Origin of the sequence: uncultured Lacinutrix sp., assembly GCF_947500325.1 — a bacterium.
Taxonomy (GTDB): domain Bacteria; phylum Bacteroidota; class Bacteroidia; order Flavobacteriales; family Flavobacteriaceae; genus Lacinutrix.
Genome location: NZ_CANMRQ010000001.1, coordinates 107,251 through 133,525 on the forward strand (window position 1 = coordinate 107,251; position 26,275 = coordinate 133,525).

Consider the following 26,275-nt stretch of genomic DNA (forward strand, 5'->3'; position numbering starts at 1 on the left):
GCTCTCGTTGTCTTTTTTGTAAAATTATAATTAATTACCTGATACGTTTATAGTCGATGTAGAGAAAAATTCTGACGTTATTTGTGATGACCATGTACCAGATTGACCACTAAAAGCATATAATGTATTTACATCACTATCAAACATAATAAAGTTTCCATTAGAGCTCTGTATTGTTGATGTAGAGAAAAATTCTGACGTTATTTGTGACGACCAATTCCCTGTACTATTACTATATGCATAAAGTGTATTTGTGTCACTATCGAATGCTAAATAATTATTATTTGATGTTTGTATTGTAGAAGTAGAAAAAAACTCTGAGGTAGTTTGTGTAGACCAAACACCAGTATTTCCATTATAGGAATAAAGACTATTAAGATCGCTATCAAACATAATAAAGTTTCCATTTGATGTTTGTATTGTAGAGGCAGAAAAGAACTCTGAAGTTATTTGAGATGACCAAGATCCTGTATTTCCATTAAAAGCATATAATGTATTTGCATCGCTATCTAACATAATAAAATTCCCTTTTGAAGCTTGTATTGTTGACGAAGAGAAAAATTCTGTCACTATTTGTGTAGACCAAGTTCCTGTATTACCACTATATCCATATAGAGTATTAATATCACTATCTAACATAACAAAAGAGCTAGAAGAAATAACATTATTAATTGGGATTTGTATATCTGTTACACCATTAATATTTGCATCTAAAGCAGATGTGCTTTTAGCATATAATGCATATGGCACGCTTAATAATTTATTAGCTCCAAAAATGGTATAATTTGTTCCTCCCATGGTATCTATTTCAGATTTAATATAAAAAGAATTACTTCCCCAATCTATAGCTGAAAAAACATCTGTAGTTGATCCAGCTCCAATATTTAAACTAAACAAACCATTATCATCTGTTGTTATTGAATGGGTTTCAGAATATACAACTGTTCCTGTCTCAGATCCTTGTAAAATACTAATTCGTATACTAATGGTTTCATTTTGTATTAATACATTAGACGAATTTTTAATAATAGCCTGGTAATTAAACATTTCTGGAACTTGAGAAAAAATAGTACTTGAAAACATAATAAATACTATACAAAGATATGTGTGTTTCATTTATAAGATTTTAATAAACAAAACTAAAGAATAAAAAAAAACACCACAGTAAATGTGGTGTTTTTATAATAATAAAGTTAAAAAGTTATTCTACTATAATTTTCTTAGTAATTGTTTTAGAACCATCATTAATATTTAATAAATACATTCCAGATTCAACATTACCAAGGTTAATTGCTTTGTTAAACTCTCCAGAAGTATTACTATATGAGTTTTTAATAATAGAACGACCTCTAATATCAAATACTGCAACATCTATATTACTTGAAGTAGTATTAAACTTAACATTAAACGCTCCGTTATTAGGATTTGGATATATACTTAAATTATTAAGTTCAAATTCATTAACACTTAAAGCCTCTAAAACATTTACAGAGTAATCCTCTACTTGTCCCCAAAAAGCAGTCTCGCATGGCGTAAGACTATCTACGTTAGCTATTTGTTCATTTTTCATCATGATTCTCATAGTAGTCGATCCTAGAACTGCATCAGTAGGTACCATTATAGTATAAGGAGAGTCACTAGTTGCAACATCAACAACATTTATTGCCGTTCCTAAATTATATTTTTCATCTGCATCAAAAGTACAGCTTTGATCCCAATCAATCCAAGCACTTATAACATATGGAAAATCACCATTAGAATTTACATGTACTGTCATATCATGAGACGAACCTCTTTCAACATCAGTAGAAATAGCCGTAAAATCTTGATAAGGATCATCTGCACTTGCCGCTAAAGTAACATTATTAATAGTATTAAATATAACTCTAGTAATTCTATCATCATCAGCGTTAGAAGCAGAAGATGCACAAACACCATTAGTAAGCGTTAACATTACTGTTTCTGTCTTTACTACAGATGGTGAAGTTGCAGTAACTGTAATTGTATAATCTCCTGGTGTAGCTCCAGTAAGTCCTGTAACATCCATAGTAAATGCTCCATCTGTACTTAAAGTTGAAGGAGTAAATGTAACTGTTGATCCTGCAGGTTGACCTGCCGCTGTTAATGTTGTCGTTTCAGAAAAACCATTTGATGTTATATAATTAAAATCGTAACTCACAGCATCTATATTACATGCAGATTGAGCTCCTGTATTACTAATTATATTAAAATCTGGAGTAGTTGTATCTGAAAGTGGAAAAACATCAGTAATAGCATAAAATATATTATCAGCAGCTTCTACTAAAATTCTTGAACTATTATTTAGAGGAATACTAGGAACTGTAATTGAAGCAGTTCCATTATTAGGAACTCCAGTTGCTAATGTTGTATCAAAGTTATTTCCTCCATCTGCAGAAAATAAGATATTAACTGTTTGACAATTTATTGTAACATTATCTGTTTGACCAACAGTCCATATAACTGTTTGTGTACTTCCTGGTCCCCAACTTGTTGGTGTAACTACTGTAAAAGGAGCAACGTTTTCTACAGTAACTACCATTTCATCTGATTGCGTATTTCCTGCTACAGGAGCATTATCTCTAACTGTAAATAAGAAGCTCATTGTTCTTGCAACAGATGGAACAACTTCCCAAGTTGATGCTAAAGAACCTCCTAACACAGTAGCAAAATCAGGAAAGTATCTTTCTGGAACTGTTTTAGGATCTAATGATCTAAAAGTTGGCCCTCCAGTATTAGTAGCTTGAGGTGGCATTGGAGCTGGAGTAGTATCATTTTGCTCCCAAGAATACGTTAATGAATTTCCTGCATCTGCATCTGTTCCAACACCAGTAAGTTTAAATGCCGTAGATGGAGGAATAGAATAATCCGCTCCTGCACTAGCAGTTGGTGCTGTATTTCCACTTGCAGATAACACAGGACAACTACTACTGTTTCCAACAGATATATTTAACCACATTTCTTTAATATTTTCACCATGAAAATAATCATCACTATTGTTTTGTACGTTTGGAGCACAAATACCTGCATAACCCATTATAGATGATGCACTTCCTGGCTCAACAGACACAGCTGATCTTTGACAATTATTATTTTGTGTATGATTTCCACCAAATTGATGACCTAATTCATGAGCTACAAAATCAACATCGAAAGCATCTCCTATTGGAGCTCCCAAACCGGTTACTCCACCAGCTTTAATATTTGTACATGGTGAATTCAAATACGCAACACCACCGCCGCCAGTACTAAAAACGTGACCTATATCGTAGTTAGCAGTACCTATATTAGTATCACATACTGTCTGGTTTTCTCCTAACATTGTACCTCCATTATTATTAGTATATGGATCTGTAGCTCCATTTAAAAATATAATAGATGTGTTATCTACCATAATCATGGTTAATCCTAAATCTCTTTCATATATACCATTATTACGATTTATAGTAACATTCATAGCTGCCATTACTGCTGCTGTTGTTCCTCCATGGAATGCAGCATACTCACCAGTACAAGCAAGAGCTAGTCTGTAAGTACGTAATTGTCCATCATCAGCGTTTCTTAACGCTCTATATTCTTCATCAGATACACCGCTCTTTTCAAGAACCGACTCTGTTTCACATACAAAGTTTTCTGTATTATTATCTCCTTCAGAATTTATAAACGAAATATATGTTTTTAAATCATTTGAATACGGTTCTATAAAAACTGTTTTCTTTTCAGATAAAATCATACCGCTTAAACCTTTTTCAGGAGAAATAGTTAAACGAAGCATTGCTGAAGGATTTTCTATACCAACACCAACATATGACTTGATTTCAGGAAATTGAGCTTCTAAACTAGGCTCCATAACTGATACTTCACTGATTCTAAAAGATTCTAACTTACCATCAGCATTTGGAAACAAAGCCGTTAAATTTGAAACTTTAGCAAATGCATCTCTTTTAGGTGCATTAACTAAAATATTCGATAATTGTTCTACATTAACATTAAAAAATGTAGATTTTTGAGGAATTTCCTTGTAAAATTGAACATCGTTAGCACTTATTTTGTTAGCGCTTACTTGAGACCAAATTGCAGATTGTTTTTGAGCATATAAGCTTAAAGAAAACATAACTACAAAAAACAAGAAAAAACTTTTAAAGTATTTTTTTTTCATGATAAAAATTTTTTATTTTAAGAACTAAAGATAAATTGATATTATTAAACCTACAAGGTTTGGTAGTTAAAATTCTCAAAGTATATTATTCAATATGAAACACATATATTTATTTAGTGTATTATTAGCTTTTATAGCTACAAATGTATCATGTAAAGCCAGTAAAAAAAAAGATTTAAAAACTAACTCAAAATCTGTTATGGTTAATTGCCCAAAAGACGGTATTTGTACCTTTGAAGTATTAAAAAACAAATCATTACAAGTAGAAAAAGATGATATAGGTTCTCTGTATCCTATTTTATTGGATGGAAAAACTAATGTTTTAAAGTTTGAATATAAAAGAAACGAAATTCCAAATACGCAAGATGGTAATTATAGTGAATTAATTTATGTTGAACTACCACAAAAAATTGAAAACATTAAACTTAATGATACTAATTTAAACAGTGCAAAAGTTTTATTTGCAAGGTTATGTTTTTGTAGAGGCCAAACCGGTTACTATAAGGTGTCTAAGGGCCAATTAGAAATTAATAAAAATGATGATGATAGCTTTAATTTTAAACTTAATTTTAAAATAGATGAAGTCCCTCAAATTATTACTGTAATAGAAGAATCATTTAAGTTATAAAACAAAAAAGCGACTTAAAATAAGTCGCTTTTTTTTTATTCTTCAATTTCTTTTTCCATCACAAAATCTTCCATAAATTTAGTGGTGTAATTTCCTGATAAATAATCTGGGTGATCCATTAATTGTCTATGGAAAGGTATTGTTGTTTTTATACCTTCTATTACAAACTCATCTAAAGCACGTTTCATTTTATTAATGGCTTCTTCTCTAGTTTGAGCTGTAGTAATTAACTTAGCGATCATAGAATCATAATTTGGCGGAATTGAATATCCTGCATATACATGCGTATCTAAACGCACGCCATGACCACCTGGCGCATGTAATGTTGTAATTCTTCCTGGTGATGGTCTAAAATCATTAAAAGGATCTTCAGCATTAATTCTACACTCTATAGAATGCAACTTAGGTGTATAATTTTTACCTGAAATAGGTACACCTGCTGCCACTAGAATCTGCTCACGAATTAAATCGAAATCAATTACCTGTTCAGTTATTGGGTGTTCAACTTGAATACGTGTATTCATTTCCATAAAGTAGAAATTTCTATGCTTGTCTACTAAAAATTCTACTGTCCCAGCGCCTTCATACTTTATATATTCAGAGGCTTTCACTGCTGCTTCACCCATTTTCTTACGTAAAGCTGTTGTCATAAATGGAGATGGCACTTCTTCTGTTAATTTTTGGTGACGTCTTTGTACAGAACAATCTCTTTCAGAAAGGTGACATGCTTTCCCATTAGAGTCCCCAACAATTTGAATTTCAATATGACGTGGTTCTTCAATAAGTTTTTCCATGTACATATCATCATTTCCAAAAGCAGCTTTAGATTCTTGTCTTGCAGATTCCCATGCTTCTTGTAAATCTTCAGGCTTCCATACAGCACGCATTCCTTTTCCACCACCACCAGCAGATGCTTTAAGCATTACTGGATAACCGGTTTCCTTTGCTACTTCTATACAATCTTCAAAGGTTTCAATAACACCTTCGCTTCCTGGAACACAAGGTACTCCTGCAGCTATCATTGTTGATTTTGCATTAGCTTTATCTCCCATTCTATCAATCATTTCTGGCGAAGCCCCAATGAATTTGATTTCATGTTCAGCACAGATTTTTGAAAACTTAGCGTTTTCAGATAAAAACCCATAACCTGGATGTATTGCATCTGCGTTTGTAATTTCTGCTGCTGCAATAATGTTGGACATTTTTAAATAAGATTCGCTACTTGGTGCTGGACCAATACAAACCGCTTCGTCTGCAAATTTAACGTGAAGACTTTCGGCATCAGCAGTAGAATATACAGCTACTGTTTTAATACCCATTTCTTTACAAGTACGAATAACACGAAGTGCTATCTCTCCTCTATTTGCAATTAGTATTTTTTTAAACATAAATTCTTCAAATTTTCAATATTCAAAAAACAAACTCCAAAAGATATTCTATTAGAATTTGGAATTAAAAATTGTGATTTATATTAAGACGGATCCACTAAAAATAATGGTTGATCAAACTCTACAGGAGAAGCATCATCTACTAAAATTTTAACAACTTTTCCTGACACTTCAGATTCAATCTCATTAAATAATTTCATTGCTTCAATTATACAAAGCACATCTCCTTCTGCAATATTTTGCCCAACCTCAACAAATAAAGGTTTGTCTGGAGATGGTTTTCTATAAAAAGTACCAATAATTGGTGATTTTACAGTTATATATTTAGAATCGTCATTCTCAGCCGCTGGTGCTGGAGCTGCAGCCGCTGGTGCCGGAGTTGCTGCTGCAGGTGCTTGCATTTGCATTTGTGGCATTTGTGCCATAGGCATTTGCTGAACAATTGTAGTCTCTTCCGATCCTGTTTTTATTGTTATCTTAACATCATCTGTTTCTAATTTAACCTCACTTGCTCCTGATTTGGCTACAAATTTGATTAAGTTTTGAATGTCTTTTAAATCCATAATTACAGTTATTAAGTTTTTTAGTTAGTTTATTATGAGTTATAGGCCCATTTTAAATAAATAGATCCCCATGTGAAGCCACCTCCAAAGGCAGCAAAAATTATATTATCACCTTTTTTAAGTTGTGATTCATAGTCATTAAGTAATAACGGTAGAGTAGCAGAAGTCGTATTACCATACTTCTCTATATTCATCATTACTTTATTTTCATCTAATTCTATACGGTTTGCAGTAGCATCAATAATACGCTTATTAGCTTGATGTGCAGCTAACCATGCAATATCATCTTTCGATAAATTATTACGTTCTAATATTTTAACAGCAACATCTGCCATATTAAATACAGCGTTTTTGAATACTGTTTTTCCGTCTTGAAAAACAAAATTCTCTTTTCTTTCTATACTTTCTGCTGTTACAGGGTATGAAGAACCACTTGATTTAACTTGTAAAAATTCTCTACCCGCTCCATTACTTCTTAAATATTCATCTTGAAGCCCTAAACCATCTTCATTAGGCTCAAATAACACAGCTCCAGCTCCATCTCCAAAGATGATGCATGTTGCTCTATCTTCATAATTAATCATTGAAGAGTTTTTGTCTGCTCCTATTAATAAAACGTTTTTGTAACGACCAGATTCAATATACTTTGCAGCTGTAGACATACCAAATAAGAAACTTGAACATGCTGCTTCTAAATCAAAAGAAAAAGCATTAGTAGCTCCTATTTGAGTTGCTGTATATGCTGCTGTAGAAGCTGCTTGCATATCAGGAGTGGCTGTAGCAACTATAACTAGTTCTATATCTTCAGGGTTAATTCCTTTTTTATTAATAAGGTCTTGGGCAGCTTTAATGGCCATATAAGATGTCCCTTTGCCTTCTCCTTTAAGAATGCGACGTTCTTTGATACCAGTTCGTGTGGTAATCCATTCATCGTTTGTATCAACCATAGTTTCAAGTATCTTGTTGGTTAATACATATTCTGGCACATAAGCACCTACAGCTGTGATTGCTGCTGAGATTTTACTCATACTTTTTAAGTTAATTCGACCAAAAACGACCCAAAATTGTGCAAAAACGGCAAAATTCTGATGAATTTAATCATTTTTCGTCAATATTGCGCAAATTAAGTTCTTTTTAACGCATAGAAAAATTTATAACAAAAAAAACGCCCACAAGTGAGCGTTTTCTATATGCATGCATAGCAAATTATGCAATATTTTCTTCTGCTACAGCATTGTCAATTAAAACTTGACCTCTGTAATAAAGTTTTCCTTCAAACCAATGAGCTCTATGATATAAATGAGGCTCACCCGTTGTTGGACAAGTTGCAACTTGTGGCGCAGTTGCTTTATAATGAGTTCTTCTCTTATCTCTTCTTGTTTTAGAGATTTTTCTTTTAGGATGTGCCATTTTATTTTTTTATTTATCCGTTAATAGTTTCTTTAATGTATTCCATCGAGGATCTATTTCCTCTTGGTCTTCCTTTATATCCTTAATTTTAGGACTTAATTCTTCTAATTTTTTAAGTATTTCTGAATCTAATGTTCCGTCTTCAACACCTGGATGAATGCGTTTAGTTGGCATTGCTAATACAATTAATTCATAAACATATTGTTGTATATTAATCTCGTACTCACCATGAGGTATAATTAATATATCTATGTTTTCATCATTAAATTCTTCGCCAAATTTCACGACCAAATCAAATTCGTTTTCAATTGGTTGATTATATGGCTCATTAGTAACATCACAGTTAACATTAACTGTTCCAGAGACTTCAAAATGTAGTTCTAAAAGTGTTGCTTTTTTTTCTAATTCTACATCAACTTTTAAATTACTACTATTAAAGTCTTCATACTCAAAATATTCAAAGAACTTATTATCAATTTCGTAATCAAAATGATGTTTTCCTACTTTTAAACCTACAAATGGAATTGTAAACTCTTTCAATGGCTTCATTATCACATCTATTTTGAGCCTGCAAATATACAAATTTTTATTAATCTGGCAGACTTATCAACATTTTTTTGTTTACTTCTTTTTTAAATTTACTTTCTATCGTCAAAACGTTTTCTTTTACTAATAGCTAAAGGGTTTTTATTTAACTCTTCATACTCTTCTCTATTTCTAAAAATAGTAACAGCCGTAAATAACGCTTCTTTAAAAGAGCCAAGATCTGCAATTCCTTTACCAGCTATTTCGTATGCAGTACCATGATCTGGAGACGTTCTAATTCTATCTAAGCCAGCCGTATAATTAACACCTTGACCAAAAGACAATGTTTTAAATGGTATTAAACCTTGATCATGGTAAGAGGCAATAATTGCATCAAAGCTTTTATAATTGTTAGATCCAAAAAAACTGTCTGCTGCGTAAGGCCCAAAAACGAGTTTACCACTTTCCTTAATTTTTTTAAGGGTTGGTCTCATAACGGTATCGTCTTCTGTACCAATAACTCCATTATCTCCAGTATGTGGATTAATACCTAAGACTGCTATTTTTGGTTTATTAATTCTAAAATCCTTTTTTAATGAATTATATACTGTTTCAATTTTCTTATTTATTAAATCTGAAGAAATATGACTAGAAACGTCTTTCACAGGAACATGATCTGTTAACAAACCTACTCTTAAAGTATTTGTTACCATAAACATCAAACTTTCACCTTCCAACTCTTGAGCCAAATAATCTGTATGGCCAGGAAATTTAAATGCTTCAGATTGAATATTACTCTTATTAATTGGAGCTGTTAACAATACGTCTATTTGTTTTTCTTTTAATGCTTTTGTAGCTCTTGTTAAAGATTTTATTGCGTACTCTCCTATTTTAGAGTCTTCTTTTCCAAAATTGATAAATACATCTTCCTTCCAACAATTTAATATATTTACCTTCTTATCTGTAGCTTGATTTATATTTTGTATACCATTTAAACTCATGTTTAGTTTAAAATGGTTTTTAACAAAAGTCATTGTTTTCATTGAAGCAAATATTACTGGAGTACAAAACTCTAGCATTCTTTGGTCTTCAAAAATTTTTAATACGACTTCTGATCCTATTCCGTTTAAATCTCCTATAGAAATTCCAACTTTTATATTTTCTACTCTACTCATTAAAAATGATAACTATTGTTCGTAATTTTACGTCCACAAATTTAACGAAATAATACACTTTAAAGTATGTTTACTGGAATTATTGAAACAATAGGTATAGTTAAAGATTTAAAAAAAGAGTCAGAAAACATCCATATAACGATTGAAAGTTCAATTACTCACGAATTAAAAATTGATCAAAGTATCGCACATAATGGTGTTTGTTTAACTGTTGTAAAAATTGAAGACTCTCAATATGTAGTTACTGCAATAAAAGAGACCTTGAATAAAACCAATATAGGTAATCTTAAAATAAATGATTCTGTTAATTTAGAACGTGCAATGAAACTTGGAGACAGGCTTGATGGACATTTAGTTCAAGGTCATATAGATGAAACCGCTATTTGCCTTAAGGTTGAAGAAACTGCTGGTAGTTGGCTATACACCTTTGCATACAATAGTGATTCAAATAATATTACTATTGAAAAAGGATCTATTACTGTTAATGGTGTAAGCTTAACCGTTGTTAATTCTAAAAGAAATGAGTTTAGTGTCGCAATTATTCCTTACACTTTTGAGCATACAAACTTTAATAGTTTTGCAAAAAACACAATTGTAAATTTAGAATTTGATGTAATAGGTAAATATGTTAGCAAACTTAATCAAGTAAATACTTAAGCTACTCTTTTTCTTTTTTGATACATTTTATAAGCCCCATATAAAACTCCCAAAATAATAAGCATGACAATTCCGCCATCAATTGGTGTTCCCGGTGGTGTAGGAGGACCTGAAGGCGTAGGTGGATCTTGTGCTGAGCATACAAAACTTATTAATACAAATAAGATTGAGGCAAATGTTTTATTATTTTGTATCATAATCAGGGCGTAAATGTATAAAAAAAACTTTCTCCGCAAAACTTTTCAACACTTTTTTCTTTAAAAAAAACCCATGAACGGTAAATTTTATTCGACAAAATACCAAAAATCATTAAAAACTGACTCTTTTTAGTATTCGAATTATTCATAGAAAAAGCTCTCTTTTTTACATAGTTAGAACATAAATTATACCACAAACAAATAATATTCAATATTTTAAATAATTTAGATTAAAGCAAGAAAGACCATATATCATTAATTAAGTCATTTTTAAATTTTATTGCCTCATTTAGTTTTATGTCTCTACTTATTATTTAAATTACATATCCATTTAAAATAAAATGAAAGATATATATATAGTAGCATTTGATCAAGGTACAACCAGTACAAGAACCATTATTTTTAATCAAAAAGGCCAAATAAAAGCCCTTGCACAAAAAGAATTAACTCAACATTATCCTCAATCTGGTTGGGTAGAGCATAATCCTTTAGATATTTATAATGATCAATTAGAAACTTTTAATCAAGCTGTTTTAAAATCTGCAATAAATATTAAAGATATTACAGCTATAGGGATAACTAATCAACGAGAAACTACTGTTGTTTGGGATAGAGAAACTGGAGAACCTATATACAACGCTATTGTATGGCTAGATAAACGAACCACACCAATTTGTGATGATTTAAAAGAAAAAGGGCTTACAAATTATATTCGCGAACATACAGGACTAATTGTTGACTCTTACTTTTCGGCAACAAAATTAAAATGGATTTTAGATAACATAGAAGGTGCTCGAGCAAAAGCTGAAGCTGGTAAGTTATGCTTTGGAACTATTGATAGTTGGTTAATTTATAAATTTACTAATGGAAAAAAACACGTTACCGATCACACCAACGCTTCTAGAACAATGCTGTACGACATTAAAAATTTGTGTTGGGATAAAACGTTGTTAGAAGCTTTAGATATTCCTCTATCTATATTACCAAAAGTTCAACAATCGTCTTCAGATTTTGGAACTATTACTTTTAAACAAACTCACATTCCTATCTATGGTGTTGCGGGCGATCAACAAGCCTCTCTTTTTGGCCAAGGAGGCTTTAAGTCTGGAATTGCTAAAAACACTTATGGTACTGGCTGTTTTATGCTACTTAATATTGGGAAAAAACAAATCACCTCAAAAAACGGATTACTAACAACTTTAACATGTAGTTTAGACTCAGAACCCATAAAATATGCTTTAGAAGGTAGTGTTTTTGCTGCAGGTGCTTCAATACAATGGTTACGAGATAAAATGCAACTTATTAAAAAAGCTTCTGAAACTGAAGCTATTTGTAAAAGCATTCCTGCGTTAGAAGATATCTATGTTGTTCCTGCATTTGCTGGTTTAGGCGCACCATATTGGGATGAAAAAGCAAAAGGTAGCATCTATGGTATGACTTTAGATACAGACAAAAATCAAATTATTAAAGCAACTGTTGAATCATTAGCATACCAAACCAAAGATCTTATTAATGCCATGATTAAAGATAGTGGTAAAGAAATAAAAACTTTAAAAGTTGATGGTGGCGCTAGCTCAAATAATTACTTGATGCAATTTCAAAGCGACATTTTAAATATTACTGTAGACAGACCTAAAATGATTGAAGTCACTGCTTTTGGAGTTGCTCTTTTAGCAGGAATTAAAGCAGGAATTTGGAATAAAAACAATTTTGAAACCATTAGAGAAGTAGATACTATTTTTACTTCTAAAATGAAACCCAAAACTAGAAAGAAAAAATATAAAGGTTGGCTACAAGCAGTAGAAAGAACAAAAAGTTTTAGTAGAAAGAAAACAAAAACGACTTCTATACGGTTTTCTGTTTTAGATCGTGAAAAACAACTTAAAAGACTCATCTCCAAAACTTTTGATTTAATTATAATTGGCGGAGGTATTACTGGAGCTGGTATTGCTTTAGATGCATCTTCTCGTGGATTAAGTGTTTGTTTAGTTGAAAAAAACGACTTTGCCTCTGGCACTAGTAATAAATCTACAAAACTAATTCATGGTGGATTACGTTATTTAAAACAACTAGAAATTGGATTAGTAAGAGAATCAGGTACAGAACGCGCTATAGTGCATAAATTGGCACCGCATTTGGTTGTGCCAGAAAAAATGTTATTACCTCTTATAGAAGGAGGAACTTATGGTAAAATGATGACCTCTATTGGCTTAAAAGTATACGATATGCTCGCAAATGTTGGAGGAGATGACAGCCGAAAAATGCTTAACAAACAAGAGACTTTAGATAAAGAACCTCTTTTAGATAATACTATGGTTTTAGGTAGCGGTTATTATGCTGAATATAGAACTGATGACGCTAGATTAACAGTTGAAATATTAAAAAAAGCAACAGAATTTGGCGCTACAATTATAAATTACTGCGAAATGGAATCTTTTGTCTATAATAGCAATTCTAAAATTGAAAGTTTAAATTGTATCGATCACAATACTGGTAAAAGACTAAATATTACAGCTCGCAATTATGTCTCTGCCGCTGGCCCATGGGTAGATTTATTACGTAAAAAAGACCATTCGATTAATAATAAATATTTACACTTAACCAAAGGTGTTCACATTGTATTTCCACACAAAAAACTACCTATTAAACAATCTGTTTATTTTGATGTAGAAGATGGCAGAATGATTTTTGCCATTCCACGAGGTCGCTCTACTTATGTAGGTACTACAGATACAAATTATTCAGGAGATTTAGAACGCGTAATTGCAACAAAAGCTGATGCTAATTATTTATTAAAAGCAATAAATCATACGTTTCCAGATGTTAAGTTATCAATAAAAGATATAGAGTCTAATTGGGCAGGATTACGACCATTAATTCATGAAGAAGAAAAAGACCCTTCAGAACTATCTAGAAAAGATGAAATTTTTATTTCAGAAAGTGGCCTTATTTCAATTGCTGGTGGAAAATTAACTGGGTATCGTAAAATGGCGCATCGTGTTATTGATGCTGTATTAAAAACTGTTCCCGAAAAAAGAAAAAAACAACTTAAAAAATCATCTACCGAAAGTATCCTATTAGTTAATCCTTCATTGCAATCCTCAAAAGAAGTTAAAATTTATCAAAAAAAAATAGAAAAACAACTATCTAAAATGGGAGCTAATGAGCCTTATTATGCTTGGCATTTATGTAGCACTTTCGGAAAAAAGGCAGATAATATTATTAAAAAAGCTAGCTTCTTTATTGATGGCTCAATTCAAGAACGCTTAATTAGAGCCGAATTATGGTATTGCATCCATCATGAAATGACTAATAGTCTAGCAGATTTCTTTGTAAGACGAACTGGGCGCTTGTATTTTAATATTGAAAGTATTCGCAACCACCAAAATATCATTTTAAAAGATTGTATTAATTATCTAGATTGGGACAGTATTCGTGTTTTAAAAGAAAAAGAAACTATGCAACAATTATTAGATGATGCGATGACTTATTATGATTTAGAGTTTGAGTAAAATTAGGTATTAGTAAAATTGTTATAGACTTTATATAAATTTCTTTAGCTTTTTTTACATACAAACATTCGTTATAAAAGTCATAAAATAAATTACTAAACGCACTATTTTTGTACTTTACGTTTTTATTTCTCCTAAATGTTTAACCTTGATTTTTTTTTAAAAACAAAATATATAAAAGCCTCGTCTTTAACTAATGCTATTTTTGTTTGCCTTATAATTTCAATTTTTTGTGGTTGTCTGGTTTTAATTAGTCATTATCAAATTTTAGTGAAATCACGTTTCGAAATTCAAAACGAACTTATTTCTAGAAACGAATCTGCCTTTACTCATTTTTTAAATAACATTGAAACTATTAAAGATGATAGCGAAACAGTATTAGATATTTTTGATGATAATATCTTTTCTTTTGCAAAAAAAAAGAATTGGGGATTCTACTCTATTTTAAGCTGTAAAAGTGTTTTTAAAAATGATACAGTTTACAAAACGGCTTTAATAGGAAAGAAAAGTGAAAAAAATATAGCTTTATATGTAACAGACTATGATAAGCCTTTAAAATTATCTGGAGATATTACATTTTTAGGAGATATTAAAGTCCCTAATTCCCGTATAGAACAAGCCTATATTAATGGCGTTTCTGGCAACAAAGTCAAGATTAAAGGTAAACAATTAAAATCTCAAGATAAATTACCGAAAATTGATAAAGAGATTTTGATTAATCTTAATAATTATTCTACAGAAACTATAAAAAACGAAACTACAGTTTTTGTAAATAGCTTTAGTAACAAAACCATTGTAATTAATTTTGAAGAGCTTAAAAAATTAGATAAGGCAACTTTAAAAGGAAACATAATTTTAACGTCAAACAAAAGCATAACTATAGACAATTCATTAGCTATAAACGATATTTTAATAGTAGCTCCAAAAGTATATGTAAAAAAAGGGTTTAATGGAAATGCACAGATTATTGCAAAAACAGAAGTGGATATAGAAGAAGACGTTTCACTAACCTACCCTTCTAGTATTTATGTAAAAAATGATATAGATTCGGTTAATGTTTCTATAAAAAAAAACACGATCATTGCTGGTGGCATTGTTATTAATGGAAATACTTATAAAGGCTCCTTAAAAAGAAGTTTAACTATTGCCGAAGGTTCTAAAATAATAGGTAATGTATATTGCTATGGAAAAACACAATTAAAAGGAACTATAATAGGTTCTATATATAGTGATCGTTTTTTTTTAAAAACGGCATCTTCAAATTATGAGAACACTATTTTAAACGCTAGCATAAATAGGGATAGTTTACCTAAAAGCTTTGTAGAATTACCATTGTTTAAAACTAATATTGATAAAGCTAATTATGAAGTCCTTAAAACGTTTTAAAACTCTTAAAGCATCTTCAATTATGGAGTCTGTAATTGCAATTGCAATTATTTCTATTTGCGCATTGGTAGCTTTAATGATATACGTAAACGTTGTTAAACAAAATAGCTCTGCATCTTATTATGAAGCCATACACAAAGTCAACTATTTAAAAAATGAAGCATTCCTTAATAAAGATTATCAAGACAATAGTTATATTTTTAAAGGCTATAAAATAGAAAAGACAGTAATATTAAATAAGGACGAAAAGACTGCCCAATTAAAATGGAAAGTGGTTGTTGGCAGTAAAACTAAGATTTTTAATAGTTTAATTTCATATAATGAAGACTTATAAATTACAAGCGTATACTCTTATAGAAGCTTTAATTACTATTGTGTTGTCTAGTATTATTGTTGTAGTTAGCTATACTCTTGTTTCAACAATCTCTAAACAATTGCATATTTTAAAACAAGAAAATGAAGAAGAGCTAGAGTATAACTTAATGAATTCTGCACTATTAAATGATTTTAATACTGCCGAAAATGCTACTTTTGAAAACACTTTTTTAGAATTACATTATTATAACAATAATATTATAAAATATAATTTTAAGAATGATAATATTATTAGAACTACTAAAGTAAAGACAGATACATTTAAAATAAAAACAATTAGTTATTCGTTTGAAGAAACAAAGTCTAACTCAAGCGTTTTAAAATTAAAACTAAAGTTGTTTAATGTTAGTTTAGATGCCAACTATTATGCAAACATCTCTCTTTCTAATTTAATTAATAAGAAGTATTTTAATGAAGATTGATACTAGTTTATATAAAGAGCCTTCTGGTAAGAAAAAACAATCTATTGATTTAGATGGATTCTTACCTAAACGTTTTTTTAATCGATTTTCAGACAAGCAAAAGGAAGAGTTTTATAGAGAGTTTTCTACTTTAATAAAATCTGGTGTAGACTTCAATCAAGCATTACACATCTTAACTAGTCAACAAAAATCTAAGTTTTTAAGTGACTTATATGGCAGTATTAATAAATCTGTAGTAAAAGGAAAAACACTTTTCGAAACATTAAAAACAAGCTCCTATTTTTCACCTTACGAATATTACAGCATAAAGATTGGAGAAGAAACAAGACGTTTACCAGAAATATTTGATCAACTGCAACTCTTTTTTTCAAGAAAAAAAAGAATGAAACGACAAATTGTTTCTGTTTTAGCATACCCCATTTTTGTTTTGTGCTTTACTTTTGCAGTGCTTTATTTTATGCTAAATTTTGTAGTCCCAATGTTCTCTTCTGTATTTCAACAATTTGGAAAAGAACTTCCTAAAATAACACAATTTGTAGTTAAATTATCCAACCATTTTAATAGTGTTTTTTTAATTGTCTTAGGCCTAATATTTAGTTTTATTATTATGCATAAAACATTAAACAATAATGATAGATATAAAAGTATTATTTCAACTATAATACTTAAAATACCTTTTTTTGGTGCTTTAATGAAAAAAATCTATTTAGCTCGTTTTTGCCAATCATTAAGTTTATTACTCTCCGCTAGAACACCTTTAATAACTGCTTTAGAGTTAACAGAGAAAATGATTTCTTTTTACCCATTAAAAAAAGCTATTTCAGAATCTAGAAAAGATGTGTTAAAAGGCGAAACTTTTGCTAATAGCTTAAGTAAACACTCTTTTTTTAATTCTAAAATAATATCATTAACATCTATAGGAGAAGACATTAATGAACTTGACAAGATGTATGATGGGCTGTCTAATCAATATAATGATGATATTGAGCACTCTACAAAAATGATAGGCACTATTTTAGAACCTGTAATGGTCATTTTAATTGGCGCAATTGTTGGGTTTATTATGGTTGCTATGTATTCTCCAATTTTTGATTTAAGTAAAGTTATTCAAAACTAAAAATGTTCAACCAAAAGTAATATATTTGCCTGTTATTGCTATAATTAACTAATTCTAATGCTATGAAAATCTCAAATAAAAAAAGATACCGACTAAAGGCATATTCTCTTCAAGAAATATTAGTTGTGCTGTGTATTATTGGAATTTTAATTTATTTGGTATTGCCAAATCAAACCTCTGTTGTTACTAGTGCAAAAGCTATTGAAGCTCAAAATATGTTGAGTATGATTCATAGTTTAGAAAAAAACCATTTTTATAGACACTCTAAATACTCTACAAGCTTTGAAGATATTGGTTTTGAACATGATATAACAATAGACAACGGTGGTCCTGCTGTTTATAAGATTCAAATAATAGAAGCGTCATTAAATACTTATAAAGCCACAGCCACTTCACTTCAAGATTTTGATGGCGATGGTATTTATAATACTTGGCAAATAGATCAAAATAGGTCGCTTAAAGAAATTATAAAAGACTAATTTGACTCCTATTTTATTATCTATATTGTTAACCTTGATACTACTAATTACTACATATCAAGATTTTGTTTCGCGTTCCATCCATGTAGCGCTTCCTGTTATTGTATTTATAATAGCACTAGTATTAAATTACTTGTCTTTAAATCTAACTATTTATGACACCTTGTATAATGTGTTATTTATAACAATAAATATAATAAGTCTAGTGCTTTATTTTTCAATAAAATCTAAACAGTTAACTAACCCAATAGACAATGCCATAGGTATAGGAGATATTGTCTTGTTTTTCGCAATTACACCATTATTTAAAACAACGTCATTTATTTTATTCTTTATTATTAGTTTACTATTAACTCTAATTATACACAATGTTATTAATCTATTTAAAGATGTAAAAACTATCCCGTTAGCTGGATATTTAGCTGGTTTTTTAGCTGGTTTTTTAGCTATTAATATTATTATTAAAAACGTTTTTAAAATTAATATACTTTTTAATGGATAATATTAACACAAAACATATCGAGTTAACTGTAAGTCAACAACAATCTATTAGTAGTGATATAGCAAATCACTTTAATATAATTCCAAAGACAATAAGTGATTCTCAATTGAGTTTTTACATTGATAACACAAAAGAGAAAGACTTTAACTCTATAAAAGAAGAACTTAAACTGCTATTTAATAAGACTATAGATTTAGAACCTATAGAAGTGGCTGTTATAAAAAAAGCACTCTCTGTTTACTATAGAAAACATAACGACAAGCCACGAACTGTCTCTTATGAAAATGATTTTTTAGAAACTTTAATTTTTGAAGCTAAAGCTATTAACGCGAGTGACATACATATAGAAATTTATGAAGAAGACGTTAGAGTAAGATTGAGAATTGATGGGCAATTAATTGAAAAAAACCATATAAAAAAAGATTCTTATTTAGAATTAATTAATCAAATAAAAATTAAATCCAACCTAGATATTACAGAAAAAAGACTTCCTCAAGATGGTAGAATAGAATATGATGATTTTGATATAAGAGTTTCTATTTTACCAACTCATCATGGAGAAAAAGTAGTTATGAGAATTTTAGGTCGAGATGCATCGCACTTAGACATTAATCAACTTGGTTTAGAAAAAGAAGATGCTATATTGTATCTAGAAGCAGTAAAAAAAACAAATGGTATTGTTTTAATTAGTGGGCCTACTGGTTCTGGTAAAACAACAACTTTATACGGTACTTTAAAATATCTAAACGATATTAAACGAAATATTGTTACTGTAGAAGATCCAATAGAATATACGTTAAAAGGGATAAATCAAGTACAATTAAAAGAAGGTATTGGCTTAACCTTTTCTGCCGCATTACGCTCTTTCTTAAGGCAAGATCCAGATATTATTATGTTAGGTGAAATTAGAGATGCAGAAACAGCCCAAATGGCTATAAGAGCATCGTTAACTGGCCATTTAGTATTATCTACAATACACACCAATTCTGCAATAGGAACAATCTCAAGATTAGTAGACATGGGTGTCCCTCCTTTTTTAATTGCTGAAACAATAAATGTATCTGTAGCACAACGATTAGTAAGAACTCTTTGTAAATCTTGTAAAACAGAAGCTAATTTTAATTATGAAGATTTACCACAATCTTTTACGACATCTCATAACATAAAAACACATCAAGTTGCAGCAGGTTGTGAAGAGTGCTATTATACAGGTTATAAAGGAAGAAGAGCTATTTATGAAGTACTTCCTGTAAATAAAAGTGTTATAGAATCAATTAAAAACAACACTATAGAACAATCTAATTTTATTGAAGGTAAAAAATTATCTGACAAAGCATTTAATTTATTAATTAAAGGTGAAACGTCTTTAGATGAAATTTACCCAATACTTATTAATTCTTAACAGACTATGAATAAAAAAATAATACTACTACTCCTTTTTACACTAGTATTTAGTTTTGGGTATTCCCAAACATCTAACACTAGTGCTTTTGAGAGTAAGTTAGAAGCTTTAGCTAAAACTAAAACAGGTTTAAATGATGTTGTAAGAATTGATTTGTCTGGATTAACACTTTACGATTTTTTAATTACAATTGCAGAAGAACACAAACTAAATGTAAGTGCAGATGCGACATTAAATCAACAAGTTAGCAGTAATTTTTTCGATATAAATGTTAAAGATGTTTTTCTGTTTTTAGTGAAGAAATATAATTTAGAAGCAGATGTTACAAATAGTATTATTGTTTTTAATCAAAAAAAGGAAATAGAAAAGGTAGAAAAACCTAAACCTCTTAAAAAAATAGATGTTAGCTATAATAATAAAAACAATTTTTTATCTATTAAATTAAAAAACGATTCTCTTCCAAGAGTTGCGCAAGCAATTACAGATGCTTCACAAAAAAACATAATATTATCGCCAGAAGTTAAAGGAGAAAAGGTGTCTTCTTATATCTTAAACAGGCCATTTAAACAAGTAATAGAAATGATGGCTAAATCTAATGGTTTAGTATTAACCGAAGATGAAAATGACAATTATTATTTAGAAAAAGATACTGCTCCCAAACCAGATAAAACATCTAGACCAAAAACGGGATCTAGTAGAAAAAATAGAGGGCAAACATCAAAATATTCTAAAGGAACTACTGGAAGTTTTTCTATTGAAACAGATGATCAAGGCTTTTTAAATATTAAAGCATACGAAGCAGATGCTTCAGATATGATTAATGCTGCTTCAGAAAAATTGAATACAAATTATTTCATGTATAATACTCCAGAAGGCATTAAAACAACATTAGTTGCTAATGGTATTGCGTTTGACGATTTATTGAATCACCTTTTTAAAGGAGAAAAATATACTTATAAAAAAGAAGAAGGTTTATATCTTATTGGAGAACATACAACCGAAGGCTTAAGAACTACTGAGTTAGTACAATTAGAAAATAGATCTATAGAATCTGTTCAGGCTTCATTACCAAAATCGGTAATTGAAAACTTAGAAGTTAAAGAGTTTATTGAGTTAAATGGTTTTGTTGTTGCAGGATCTAAAAATCATATTCTAGAATTTAAAGAATACCTTAGAGAAATAGATCGCGTTGTTCCTGTTATTCAAATTGAGGTTATTATAGTTCAATACCAAAAAGCCTATGAGGTACAAACGGGCTTAAAAGCAGGAATCGACAATCAACAAAGAACCACTTCTGGAGTACTATTTCCTACAACAGAAGCAGAGCTTAATGCAACTTCTGTTAATGGTTTAATTGATGCCTTTAATGGTTTAGGAATTGTAAATTTAGGTAAAGTCGCAGAAAGCTTTTATCTAAACTTAAAACTACTAGAAAACAATTCTTTAATTAAATTATCTTCTACACCAAGATTAGTAACGTTAAACGGGCATGAAGCAAATTCTTCTATTGGAGAAACCAGCTATTATTTTGAACAAAATAATAGCTTACAACCTATAGGTAATAATAATCAAATTTTACAAAGTGGTACTTGGAAAAGTACCGAAGCAAATTTAAGTGTTAACATTACACCTTTCGTTTCTAAAGACGAAAATGTAACATTAAATATTTCTGTAGAAAAAAGCGCCTTTTTAGGAAGAGCTGGAGAAAATGCGCCTCCTGGAAAATCAACTCAAAAATTTGAATCTATTGTAAGAGTTAAAAATAATGAAATGGTCTTATTAGGAGGACTAGATGAATTAGAGAATGAAAACTCAGGTACTGGAACACCTTTTTTCTCAAGAATACCAGTTATTAAATGGTTTTTTAGTAGTAGAACTAAGCGAAAAGAAAAATCCAAACTACATATTTTTATTAAACCTACAGTAACTTACTAATGCTAAATAATGTAAATAACATATTTAAAAGTAAAAACAAGTATTATTTACTTGGTATTTGTGTGGACCAAAATGTAAGTCTATTTCAACTTTTAATAGTTACATACAATAATGGTGTTTTAGATATTGAAGACCGTTATTTATCAAACAGCTTAGAGTCCCTTTTTAAAGAGAAGTATAAAAAAAAGTACCCTGTAATATTATATACTGAAAGCGCAGATGTTGTTAATAAGAAAGTTGTTTATGAAACTGGTTATAGATCTAACATTCTATTCAAAGCTAATTTAGAAGACTTTTATTTTTATGAGTACACACAGCATAAAGACATCTTTGTTTCTGTTGTAAGAAAAGATTATATCAATCAATTAATAACAGATTTAGAACATTTTAACCTAACAGTAATACACTTATCTTTTGGCCCATTTGTTTTAGCAAATGTATTTCCAATTCTAACAGAGGAGAAGTCTCTTGCATCTTTTAAACATGTTTTAAATATATCAAATAAAAGTATTTTAGATTTTTCTAAAACTGAAAATGAAGTTTCATATAAAATAAACGAAGATGCTTTTAATCAAAAAGAACTGCCTTTAATAGCCTCTTTTTTCGATTTTAAATTCCCTATAGAATCTATTAATTTTGAAAATGATTTTCTGTCTAAAAATAAAGAAGATTACAAATACAAAGTATGGCTTAAAAACTTTGGGACAGCAGCTATAGTACTTTTATTGCTATCTATTGTTGTTAGTCATAATTTATTAGACACTTACTTAACCAAATTAGGCGAAAAGCAATCGTTGTATGTGTTTTCTAACCAAAAAATAGAACAGTTAAATAACCAAAAAGAAGAGCTTAAATTAAAAGAGTCCATATTACAATCTAGTAGCCTTTTTAATAAAAGTTACGTTACAAAATACTATGCAGATATAGGAAATTCTACACCTTTGGAAGTAACCTTAAAGACTATAGATTTTTTACCAATAGACAAGAAAATTAGAACCAATGAAAAGGTTATCTATTCAAACAAAACAATTGTTATAAATGGAGAAACCAATAATGATAATGCCTTTAATAATTGGATAGAGAAGTTACGAAAAATTAAATGGGTTAAGAAAATAGAAATTATAGATTACAAACAAGAGAAAAAAAATAATAACACATTTATATTAAATATTAAATTTTAATGTTTAACAATTTAACATACAAACAAAAGTTTATTGCTGCATTAGCCTTGTTCTTGCTTTTGGTAATGGCATCCTATAAAAAAACATTTAAACATGTAATAGAGGCCAAAAAAGAACTAGCAAATGTAGAATCTAAGTTGTTAAATTCTGAAAATATACATAGTGAGTTATATGCTATAAAAAACGACATTCGTGTATTAGACAACATTATTGGCGGTCATACAGATAATCCAGAAGATGTTCAGCGAAAGTTATTAAATTTCATAGCTAACATAGATATTAATATTGTTGAAATAGGAGATGTTCACGAATTTCAAGACGACAAATATTTAATCTATACAAACCAAATAGAATTAGAAGGCAGTTACAACGATTTAATTAATGCACTTTATACCATTGAAAAAGATTTTAAAGATTCAAGAGTAGCCAGTGTAAAAATATATTCTAAAAAAGATTATAGAACCAATACAAATAAATTGTATTTAAAATTAATACTACAAAATTATGCAGGAAAGAAATAAAATAACAGCAATACTATTACTTGTCATTTTTGCAATATTTTCATGCGATGATGTCTTAGAAGAAGACATTACAGATGATGTAATACAAATAACAAATCCATTAAACGGAAGTGTAATTGTTGGTAATACTGTTGGTTTTTCATGGCAAGCTGTTGATGGCGCAGATAATTATAGAATTCAAATACTTGAAAATTCTCAAACCACAATCTTAGACTCTTTAATTTCATCAACAACATTTAACTATGTACTTAATGAAGGAAGCTACCAATGGAGAGTTAAAGGAGAGAACTTTGCTTATCAAACAGCTTATTCTTTTCCAGCAAGTTTTGATGTAGAAGTTTCTGAAGATTTAACGACCCAAACAGTAGTCTTACAAACACCATCTGCTAATTTATATACAAATACTAATACATTTATTTTTACATGGGACAATTTACCATCGGCCAATAGTTATACTATAGAAATTCTTAAAAACATCAGTGGATTACAAACTGTATTCCAAGAATCTGGAATAACCAATAACACGATTACTGTAGATGCTACAGTTTTTAGTGATGATGCAGAATATGTATGGCGCGTAAAAGCCGTAAACGCTACTTCGCAAACAAATACTGTAGAACGCGCTTTCTTTATAGATCGAGTAACTCCTAACCAACCAACATTAGTAACGCCTTTAGATTTTGAAACAGCAACTATAGGTACTGTAACTTTTAACTGGCTTAATGGTACAGACTCAGGTAACGTTCAATCACAAATAACCAACACTTTTGAAATCGCTTCAGATTTAAATTTTAACACTACCATATATTCTACTAGCACAACAAACAACTCATCACAATTTGAGTTTACTGCAATAGGAACTTATTATTGGCGTGTAAAAGCTACAGATTTAGCAACTAATAGCAGTGAATATAGCATTGTTAGAACTATTGAAATTCAATAAAAGTGAATAAAAAAACTATAAATAGCATATTAATTATTCTTCTACTCTTAATTTGGGGTAGTGTTATTTATAAATACTTTGGTAAGACTAGTACTCTTGTTACAGAACAAGTAGTTAATAGTAACCATTTAAAACCAAACTTAAATTATAATATAGATAAAGATACATTTAAACTAAGTTTAGAACCTAGAGATCCTTTTAAAGCTTCAAAAAATAAAAAAACTATTGTAAATGCCTCTAATTCTAAGAAAAGACAGCCTATTAATAAAACAAAAAAGGCAAATGTTCCATGGCCTATAATAGAATATTACGGCTTTGTAAAAGGAAAACAGAACAGCACAAAAAAAGTATTGCTAAAAATTAATAGTAAACTATATAGAAAGCGAGAGAAAGAAACTATAGAAGCATTAACGATAAGAAAAGCGTATAGTGACTCAATACTAATAAGTTATAATAAAGAACACAAAACCTTTAAAAGAAAATAATGAATACGTTTAAAGTACTAACAATTATAAACTCGCTAATAACACTTAGCTTATTAGTTGTTGCAATACTCTATTATTTAAACTCTAAGGAAGAAAAAACAGAAACATTTGTTTATGTAGATAACACTATCCTTTTTAATGAGTTTAATATGACTAAAGATATTAGGACTATTGAAGACAATAAAATAAAGGCTATAAAAATTACTATGGATAGTATTTATAACTTATATAAAGACTTAAATAAAACAACAAAAAAAGCTAAGGCACTAGAATTAGAGTTAAATTCTAAAAATCAAACTTTAAAGCTAATACAAGACAACTATACTAATAATCTTAGTCAAAAAGTTTGGAGTAGACTAAATACTTATGTTAGCCAATATGCTAAAGAAAATAATTTCAAAATTCTTTTTGGCACAAGTGGTAATGGTAATATAATGTATGCAAGAGAAGAAATAAATATAACCTCAAGTATTTTAACTTTTTGCAACAAAAAATACGAAGGAAATTAATTTTTTCACTCTCAAATTAAAAAACATAAATAAATAACTAATAAACAGAGTATTACGAATTTAAAAAAAGTTAAACTACATGTCTATATTTATAAATATAGACATGTTTTAATAGTTAAGTTTAGTTAATTTATCTACTTTTGACTTAGAAAATATTAAATACAATTTTCATTCGCTATTATTAATATACAGTCTCAAAATTTGTGAACAAAACCGTCAAAAATCTATTTCTATTATTCTTAGCGTCTCTTTTATTCTCGTGTAATAATACTAACACTGTTGAAGATTATAAAGCTTTTAATATACAACAACAGGGTTGGAAATCTAAACGTATTAATCAATTTATTGGAGACATAAATTATACTGCAACAGAAGTTCCTTTAAAATACTATTTATATAAAAATTTAGGTAAGAATTCTCAAAAAATAGATTCTATTTATACAGCAAATCAAAAAGAGCGCGTTATAGAAATAGAGTTTCAACATGTAGATAAAAAAGATCTTTTATTGCAAGATTTTACTAATAAAAATTATGAAGAATCTGTAAAATATATGGCTTTTACCATAGTAAAAGATTTTACGGTAGTAACATCTTCTAATGATACCATAAAATGCTCAGGTATAAATTTTGAACGTAATTTTAAAATAGCCCCATTTAAAAGAGCATTATTATATTTTAATAACATTAACCCAGACGATACCATAAAATTAATATACCAAGATCAATTGTTTGGTAATGGTATTATAAAATTCAACTTTAAAGAAATACCATTAAAATTATAAATTA

Annotated in this window: 26 protein-coding genes; 17 read left to right on the top strand and 9 right to left on the bottom strand. The window is 29.4% G+C overall.

Annotation, left to right across the window (positions count from 1 at the left end; genetic code table 11):
• Positions 1-30 precede the first annotated feature (30 nt).
• Both Q0997_RS00595 and Q0997_RS00600 read right to left on the bottom strand, forming a co-directional pair.
• A complete protein-coding gene (locus tag Q0997_RS00595) occupies positions 31-1,116 on the bottom strand; it encodes a hypothetical protein (protein WP_299883411.1) in 1,086 nt (361 codons plus the stop codon).
• 85 nt (positions 1,117-1,201) lie between these two features.
• Positions 1,202-4,177, bottom strand: a complete 2,976-nt coding sequence (locus Q0997_RS00600; RefSeq protein ID WP_299883413.1) for a reprolysin-like metallopeptidase — start codon at positions 4,175-4,177, stop codon at positions 1,202-1,204.
• A gap of 94 nt (positions 4,178-4,271) precedes the next feature.
• Between Q0997_RS00600 and Q0997_RS00605 the strand changes: the two genes are divergently transcribed.
• Positions 4,272-4,805: a hypothetical protein gene (locus Q0997_RS00605; protein ID WP_299883415.1), complete on the top strand. Its 534-nt coding sequence runs from the start codon at positions 4,272-4,274 to the stop codon at positions 4,803-4,805.
• A 35-nt stretch (positions 4,806-4,840) separates the two neighbouring features.
• Here Q0997_RS00605 and accC read toward each other — a convergent pair whose 3' ends face one another.
• From accC to pdxA, 6 genes are all read right to left on the bottom strand, one after another.
• Complete coding sequence (gene accC / locus Q0997_RS00610) at positions 4,841-6,193, bottom strand: acetyl-CoA carboxylase biotin carboxylase subunit (RefSeq protein WP_299883417.1); 1,353 nt, start codon at positions 6,191-6,193, stop codon at positions 4,841-4,843.
• 83 nt (positions 6,194-6,276) lie between these two features.
• Complete coding sequence (gene accB, locus Q0997_RS00615) at positions 6,277-6,756, bottom strand: acetyl-CoA carboxylase biotin carboxyl carrier protein (protein WP_299883419.1); 480 nt, start codon at positions 6,754-6,756, stop codon at positions 6,277-6,279.
• Between the two features lie 32 nt (positions 6,757-6,788).
• Positions 6,789-7,784 carry a beta-ketoacyl-ACP synthase III gene (locus Q0997_RS00620; protein ID WP_299883421.1) on the bottom strand — a complete coding sequence of 332 codons (996 nt, stop codon included), beginning with the start codon at positions 7,782-7,784 and terminating at the stop codon, positions 6,789-6,791.
• Positions 7,785-7,962: 178 nt separating this feature from the next.
• A complete protein-coding gene (gene rpmF, locus Q0997_RS00625) occupies positions 7,963-8,166 on the bottom strand; it encodes a 50S ribosomal protein L32 (RefSeq protein ID WP_013869593.1) in 204 nt (67 codons plus the stop codon).
• A 9-nt stretch (positions 8,167-8,175) separates the two neighbouring features.
• Complete coding sequence (locus Q0997_RS00630; RefSeq protein WP_299883422.1) at positions 8,176-8,715, bottom strand: DUF177 domain-containing protein; 540 nt, start codon at positions 8,713-8,715, stop codon at positions 8,176-8,178.
• A gap of 89 nt (positions 8,716-8,804) precedes the next feature.
• Positions 8,805-9,866, bottom strand: a complete 1,062-nt coding sequence (gene pdxA / locus Q0997_RS00635) for a 4-hydroxythreonine-4-phosphate dehydrogenase PdxA (RefSeq protein ID WP_299883423.1) — start codon at positions 9,864-9,866, stop codon at positions 8,805-8,807.
• Between the two features lie 66 nt (positions 9,867-9,932).
• Here pdxA and Q0997_RS00640 point away from each other — a divergent pair, with 66 nt between their 5' ends.
• On the top strand, positions 9,933-10,523 hold the full coding sequence (locus Q0997_RS00640) for a riboflavin synthase (protein WP_299883424.1): 591 nt from the start codon (positions 9,933-9,935) through the stop codon (positions 10,521-10,523).
• On the opposite strand, the gene Q0997_RS00645 is transcribed toward Q0997_RS00640, so the two are convergent.
• On the bottom strand, positions 10,520-10,720 hold the full coding sequence (locus tag Q0997_RS00645) for a PID-CTERM protein-sorting domain-containing protein (RefSeq protein ID WP_299883425.1): 201 nt from the start codon (positions 10,718-10,720) through the stop codon (positions 10,520-10,522). The genes Q0997_RS00640 and Q0997_RS00645 overlap by 4 nt on opposite strands.
• Positions 10,721-11,061: 341 nt before the next feature.
• Here Q0997_RS00645 and glpK point away from each other — a divergent pair, with 341 nt between their 5' ends.
• The 15 genes from glpK (at position 11,062) to Q0997_RS00720 (ending at position 26,271) form a co-directional block, all read left to right on the top strand.
• Positions 11,062-14,232 carry a glycerol kinase GlpK gene (gene glpK / locus Q0997_RS00650; RefSeq protein ID WP_299883426.1) on the top strand — a complete coding sequence of 1,057 codons (3,171 nt, stop codon included), beginning with the start codon at positions 11,062-11,064 and terminating at the stop codon, positions 14,230-14,232.
• Positions 14,233-14,502: 270 nt separating this feature from the next.
• The gene (locus tag Q0997_RS00655; RefSeq protein ID WP_299883427.1) at positions 14,503-15,618 is read left to right on the top strand and encodes a hypothetical protein; all 1,116 of its coding nucleotides are present in this window, start codon (positions 14,503-14,505) and stop codon (positions 15,616-15,618) included.
• Positions 15,596-15,952, top strand: coding sequence for a hypothetical protein (locus Q0997_RS00660; RefSeq protein WP_299883428.1), 357 nt, complete (start codon positions 15,596-15,598; stop codon positions 15,950-15,952). The genes Q0997_RS00655 and Q0997_RS00660 overlap by 23 nt, the downstream gene beginning before the upstream one ends.
• Positions 15,939-16,415 (top strand): hypothetical protein, encoded by a 477-nt coding sequence (locus Q0997_RS00665; RefSeq protein WP_299883429.1) that lies wholly within the window; start codon positions 15,939-15,941, stop codon positions 16,413-16,415. The genes Q0997_RS00660 and Q0997_RS00665 overlap by 14 nt, the downstream gene beginning before the upstream one ends.
• Complete coding sequence (locus Q0997_RS00670) at positions 16,405-17,532, top strand: type II secretion system F family protein (RefSeq protein WP_299883430.1); 1,128 nt, start codon at positions 16,405-16,407, stop codon at positions 17,530-17,532. The genes Q0997_RS00665 and Q0997_RS00670 overlap by 11 nt, the downstream gene beginning before the upstream one ends.
• A gap of 62 nt (positions 17,533-17,594) precedes the next feature.
• Entirely contained in the window at positions 17,595-18,011 is a 417-nt protein-coding gene (locus Q0997_RS00675) for a type II secretion system protein (RefSeq protein WP_299883431.1), read from the top strand.
• Positions 18,012-18,045: 34 nt separating this feature from the next.
• Positions 18,046-18,513, top strand: a complete 468-nt coding sequence (locus tag Q0997_RS00680; RefSeq protein ID WP_299883432.1) for a hypothetical protein — start codon at positions 18,046-18,048, stop codon at positions 18,511-18,513.
• Positions 18,506-19,915 carry a GspE/PulE family protein gene (locus Q0997_RS00685; protein WP_299883433.1) on the top strand — a complete coding sequence of 470 codons (1,410 nt, stop codon included), beginning with the start codon at positions 18,506-18,508 and terminating at the stop codon, positions 19,913-19,915. The genes Q0997_RS00680 and Q0997_RS00685 overlap by 8 nt, the downstream gene beginning before the upstream one ends.
• 6 nt (positions 19,916-19,921) lie before the next feature.
• Positions 19,922-21,850, top strand: a complete 1,929-nt coding sequence (locus Q0997_RS00690) for a type II secretion system protein GspD (protein WP_299883434.1) — start codon at positions 19,922-19,924, stop codon at positions 21,848-21,850.
• On the top strand, positions 21,850-23,031 hold the full coding sequence (locus Q0997_RS00695) for a hypothetical protein (protein WP_299883435.1): 1,182 nt from the start codon (positions 21,850-21,852) through the stop codon (positions 23,029-23,031). The genes Q0997_RS00690 and Q0997_RS00695 overlap by 1 nt, the downstream gene beginning before the upstream one ends.
• Positions 23,031-23,552, top strand: a complete 522-nt coding sequence (locus Q0997_RS00700) for a hypothetical protein (RefSeq protein ID WP_299883436.1) — start codon at positions 23,031-23,033, stop codon at positions 23,550-23,552. The genes Q0997_RS00695 and Q0997_RS00700 overlap by 1 nt, the downstream gene beginning before the upstream one ends.
• Positions 23,536-24,495 carry a hypothetical protein gene (locus Q0997_RS00705; RefSeq protein ID WP_299883437.1) on the top strand — a complete coding sequence of 320 codons (960 nt, stop codon included), beginning with the start codon at positions 23,536-23,538 and terminating at the stop codon, positions 24,493-24,495. The genes Q0997_RS00700 and Q0997_RS00705 overlap by 17 nt, the downstream gene beginning before the upstream one ends.
• A gap of 2 nt (positions 24,496-24,497) precedes the next feature.
• The gene (locus Q0997_RS00710; protein ID WP_299883438.1) at positions 24,498-24,980 is read left to right on the top strand and encodes a hypothetical protein; all 483 of its coding nucleotides are present in this window, start codon (positions 24,498-24,500) and stop codon (positions 24,978-24,980) included.
• On the top strand, positions 24,980-25,489 hold the full coding sequence (locus Q0997_RS00715) for an OmpH family outer membrane protein (protein WP_299883439.1): 510 nt from the start codon (positions 24,980-24,982) through the stop codon (positions 25,487-25,489). The genes Q0997_RS00710 and Q0997_RS00715 overlap by 1 nt, the downstream gene beginning before the upstream one ends.
• Before the next feature lie 203 nt (positions 25,490-25,692).
• The gene (locus tag Q0997_RS00720; protein ID WP_299883441.1) at positions 25,693-26,271 is read left to right on the top strand and encodes a hypothetical protein; all 579 of its coding nucleotides are present in this window, start codon (positions 25,693-25,695) and stop codon (positions 26,269-26,271) included.
• Positions 26,272-26,275: the final 4 nt, after the last annotated feature.

Excerpts from the sequence above, each read along its gene's own strand:
- Q0997_RS00630 (WP_299883422.1), bottom strand. The coding sequence starts at position 8,715 with ATGAAGCCATTGAAAGAGTTTACAATTCCATTTGTAGGTTTAAAAGTA.
- Q0997_RS00690 (WP_299883434.1), top strand. The coding sequence starts at position 19,922 with ATGAATAAAAAAATAATACTACTACTCCTTTTTACACTAGTATTTAGT.
- Q0997_RS00660 (WP_299883428.1), top strand. The coding sequence starts at position 15,596 with ATGAAGTCCTTAAAACGTTTTAAAACTCTTAAAGCATCTTCAATTATG.
- Q0997_RS00675 (WP_299883431.1), top strand. The coding sequence starts at position 17,595 with ATGAAAATCTCAAATAAAAAAAGATACCGACTAAAGGCATATTCTCTT.
- Q0997_RS00640 (WP_299883424.1), top strand. The coding sequence starts at position 9,933 with ATGTTTACTGGAATTATTGAAACAATAGGTATAGTTAAAGATTTAAAA.
- Q0997_RS00695 (WP_299883435.1), top strand. The coding sequence starts at position 21,850 with ATGCTAAATAATGTAAATAACATATTTAAAAGTAAAAACAAGTATTAT.
- Q0997_RS00605 (WP_299883415.1), top strand. The coding sequence starts at position 4,272 with ATGAAACACATATATTTATTTAGTGTATTATTAGCTTTTATAGCTACA.
- Q0997_RS00645 (WP_299883425.1), bottom strand. The coding sequence starts at position 10,720 with ATGATACAAAATAATAAAACATTTGCCTCAATCTTATTTGTATTAATA.
- Q0997_RS00715 (WP_299883439.1), top strand. The coding sequence starts at position 24,980 with ATGAATACGTTTAAAGTACTAACAATTATAAACTCGCTAATAACACTT.
- Q0997_RS00665 (WP_299883429.1), top strand. The coding sequence starts at position 15,939 with ATGAAGACTTATAAATTACAAGCGTATACTCTTATAGAAGCTTTAATT.
- Q0997_RS00670 (WP_299883430.1), top strand. The coding sequence starts at position 16,405 with ATGAAGATTGATACTAGTTTATATAAAGAGCCTTCTGGTAAGAAAAAA.
- rpmF (WP_013869593.1), bottom strand. The coding sequence starts at position 8,166 with ATGGCACATCCTAAAAGAAAAATCTCTAAAACAAGAAGAGATAAGAGA.
- Q0997_RS00700 (WP_299883436.1), top strand. The coding sequence starts at position 23,031 with ATGTTTAACAATTTAACATACAAACAAAAGTTTATTGCTGCATTAGCC.
- pdxA (WP_299883423.1), bottom strand. The coding sequence starts at position 9,866 with ATGAGTAGAGTAGAAAATATAAAAGTTGGAATTTCTATAGGAGATTTA.
- Q0997_RS00595 (WP_299883411.1), bottom strand. The coding sequence starts at position 1,116 with ATGAAACACACATATCTTTGTATAGTATTTATTATGTTTTCAAGTACT.
- Q0997_RS00705 (WP_299883437.1), top strand. The coding sequence starts at position 23,536 with ATGCAGGAAAGAAATAAAATAACAGCAATACTATTACTTGTCATTTTT.
- accC (WP_299883417.1), bottom strand. The coding sequence starts at position 6,193 with ATGTTTAAAAAAATACTAATTGCAAATAGAGGAGAGATAGCACTTCGT.
- Q0997_RS00620 (WP_299883421.1), bottom strand. The coding sequence starts at position 7,784 with ATGAGTAAAATCTCAGCAGCAATCACAGCTGTAGGTGCTTATGTGCCA.
- Q0997_RS00685 (WP_299883433.1), top strand. The coding sequence starts at position 18,506 with ATGGATAATATTAACACAAAACATATCGAGTTAACTGTAAGTCAACAA.
- Q0997_RS00600 (WP_299883413.1), bottom strand. The coding sequence starts at position 4,177 with ATGAAAAAAAAATACTTTAAAAGTTTTTTCTTGTTTTTTGTAGTTATG.
- glpK (WP_299883426.1), top strand. The coding sequence starts at position 11,062 with ATGAAAGATATATATATAGTAGCATTTGATCAAGGTACAACCAGTACA.
- accB (WP_299883419.1), bottom strand. The coding sequence starts at position 6,756 with ATGGATTTAAAAGACATTCAAAACTTAATCAAATTTGTAGCCAAATCA.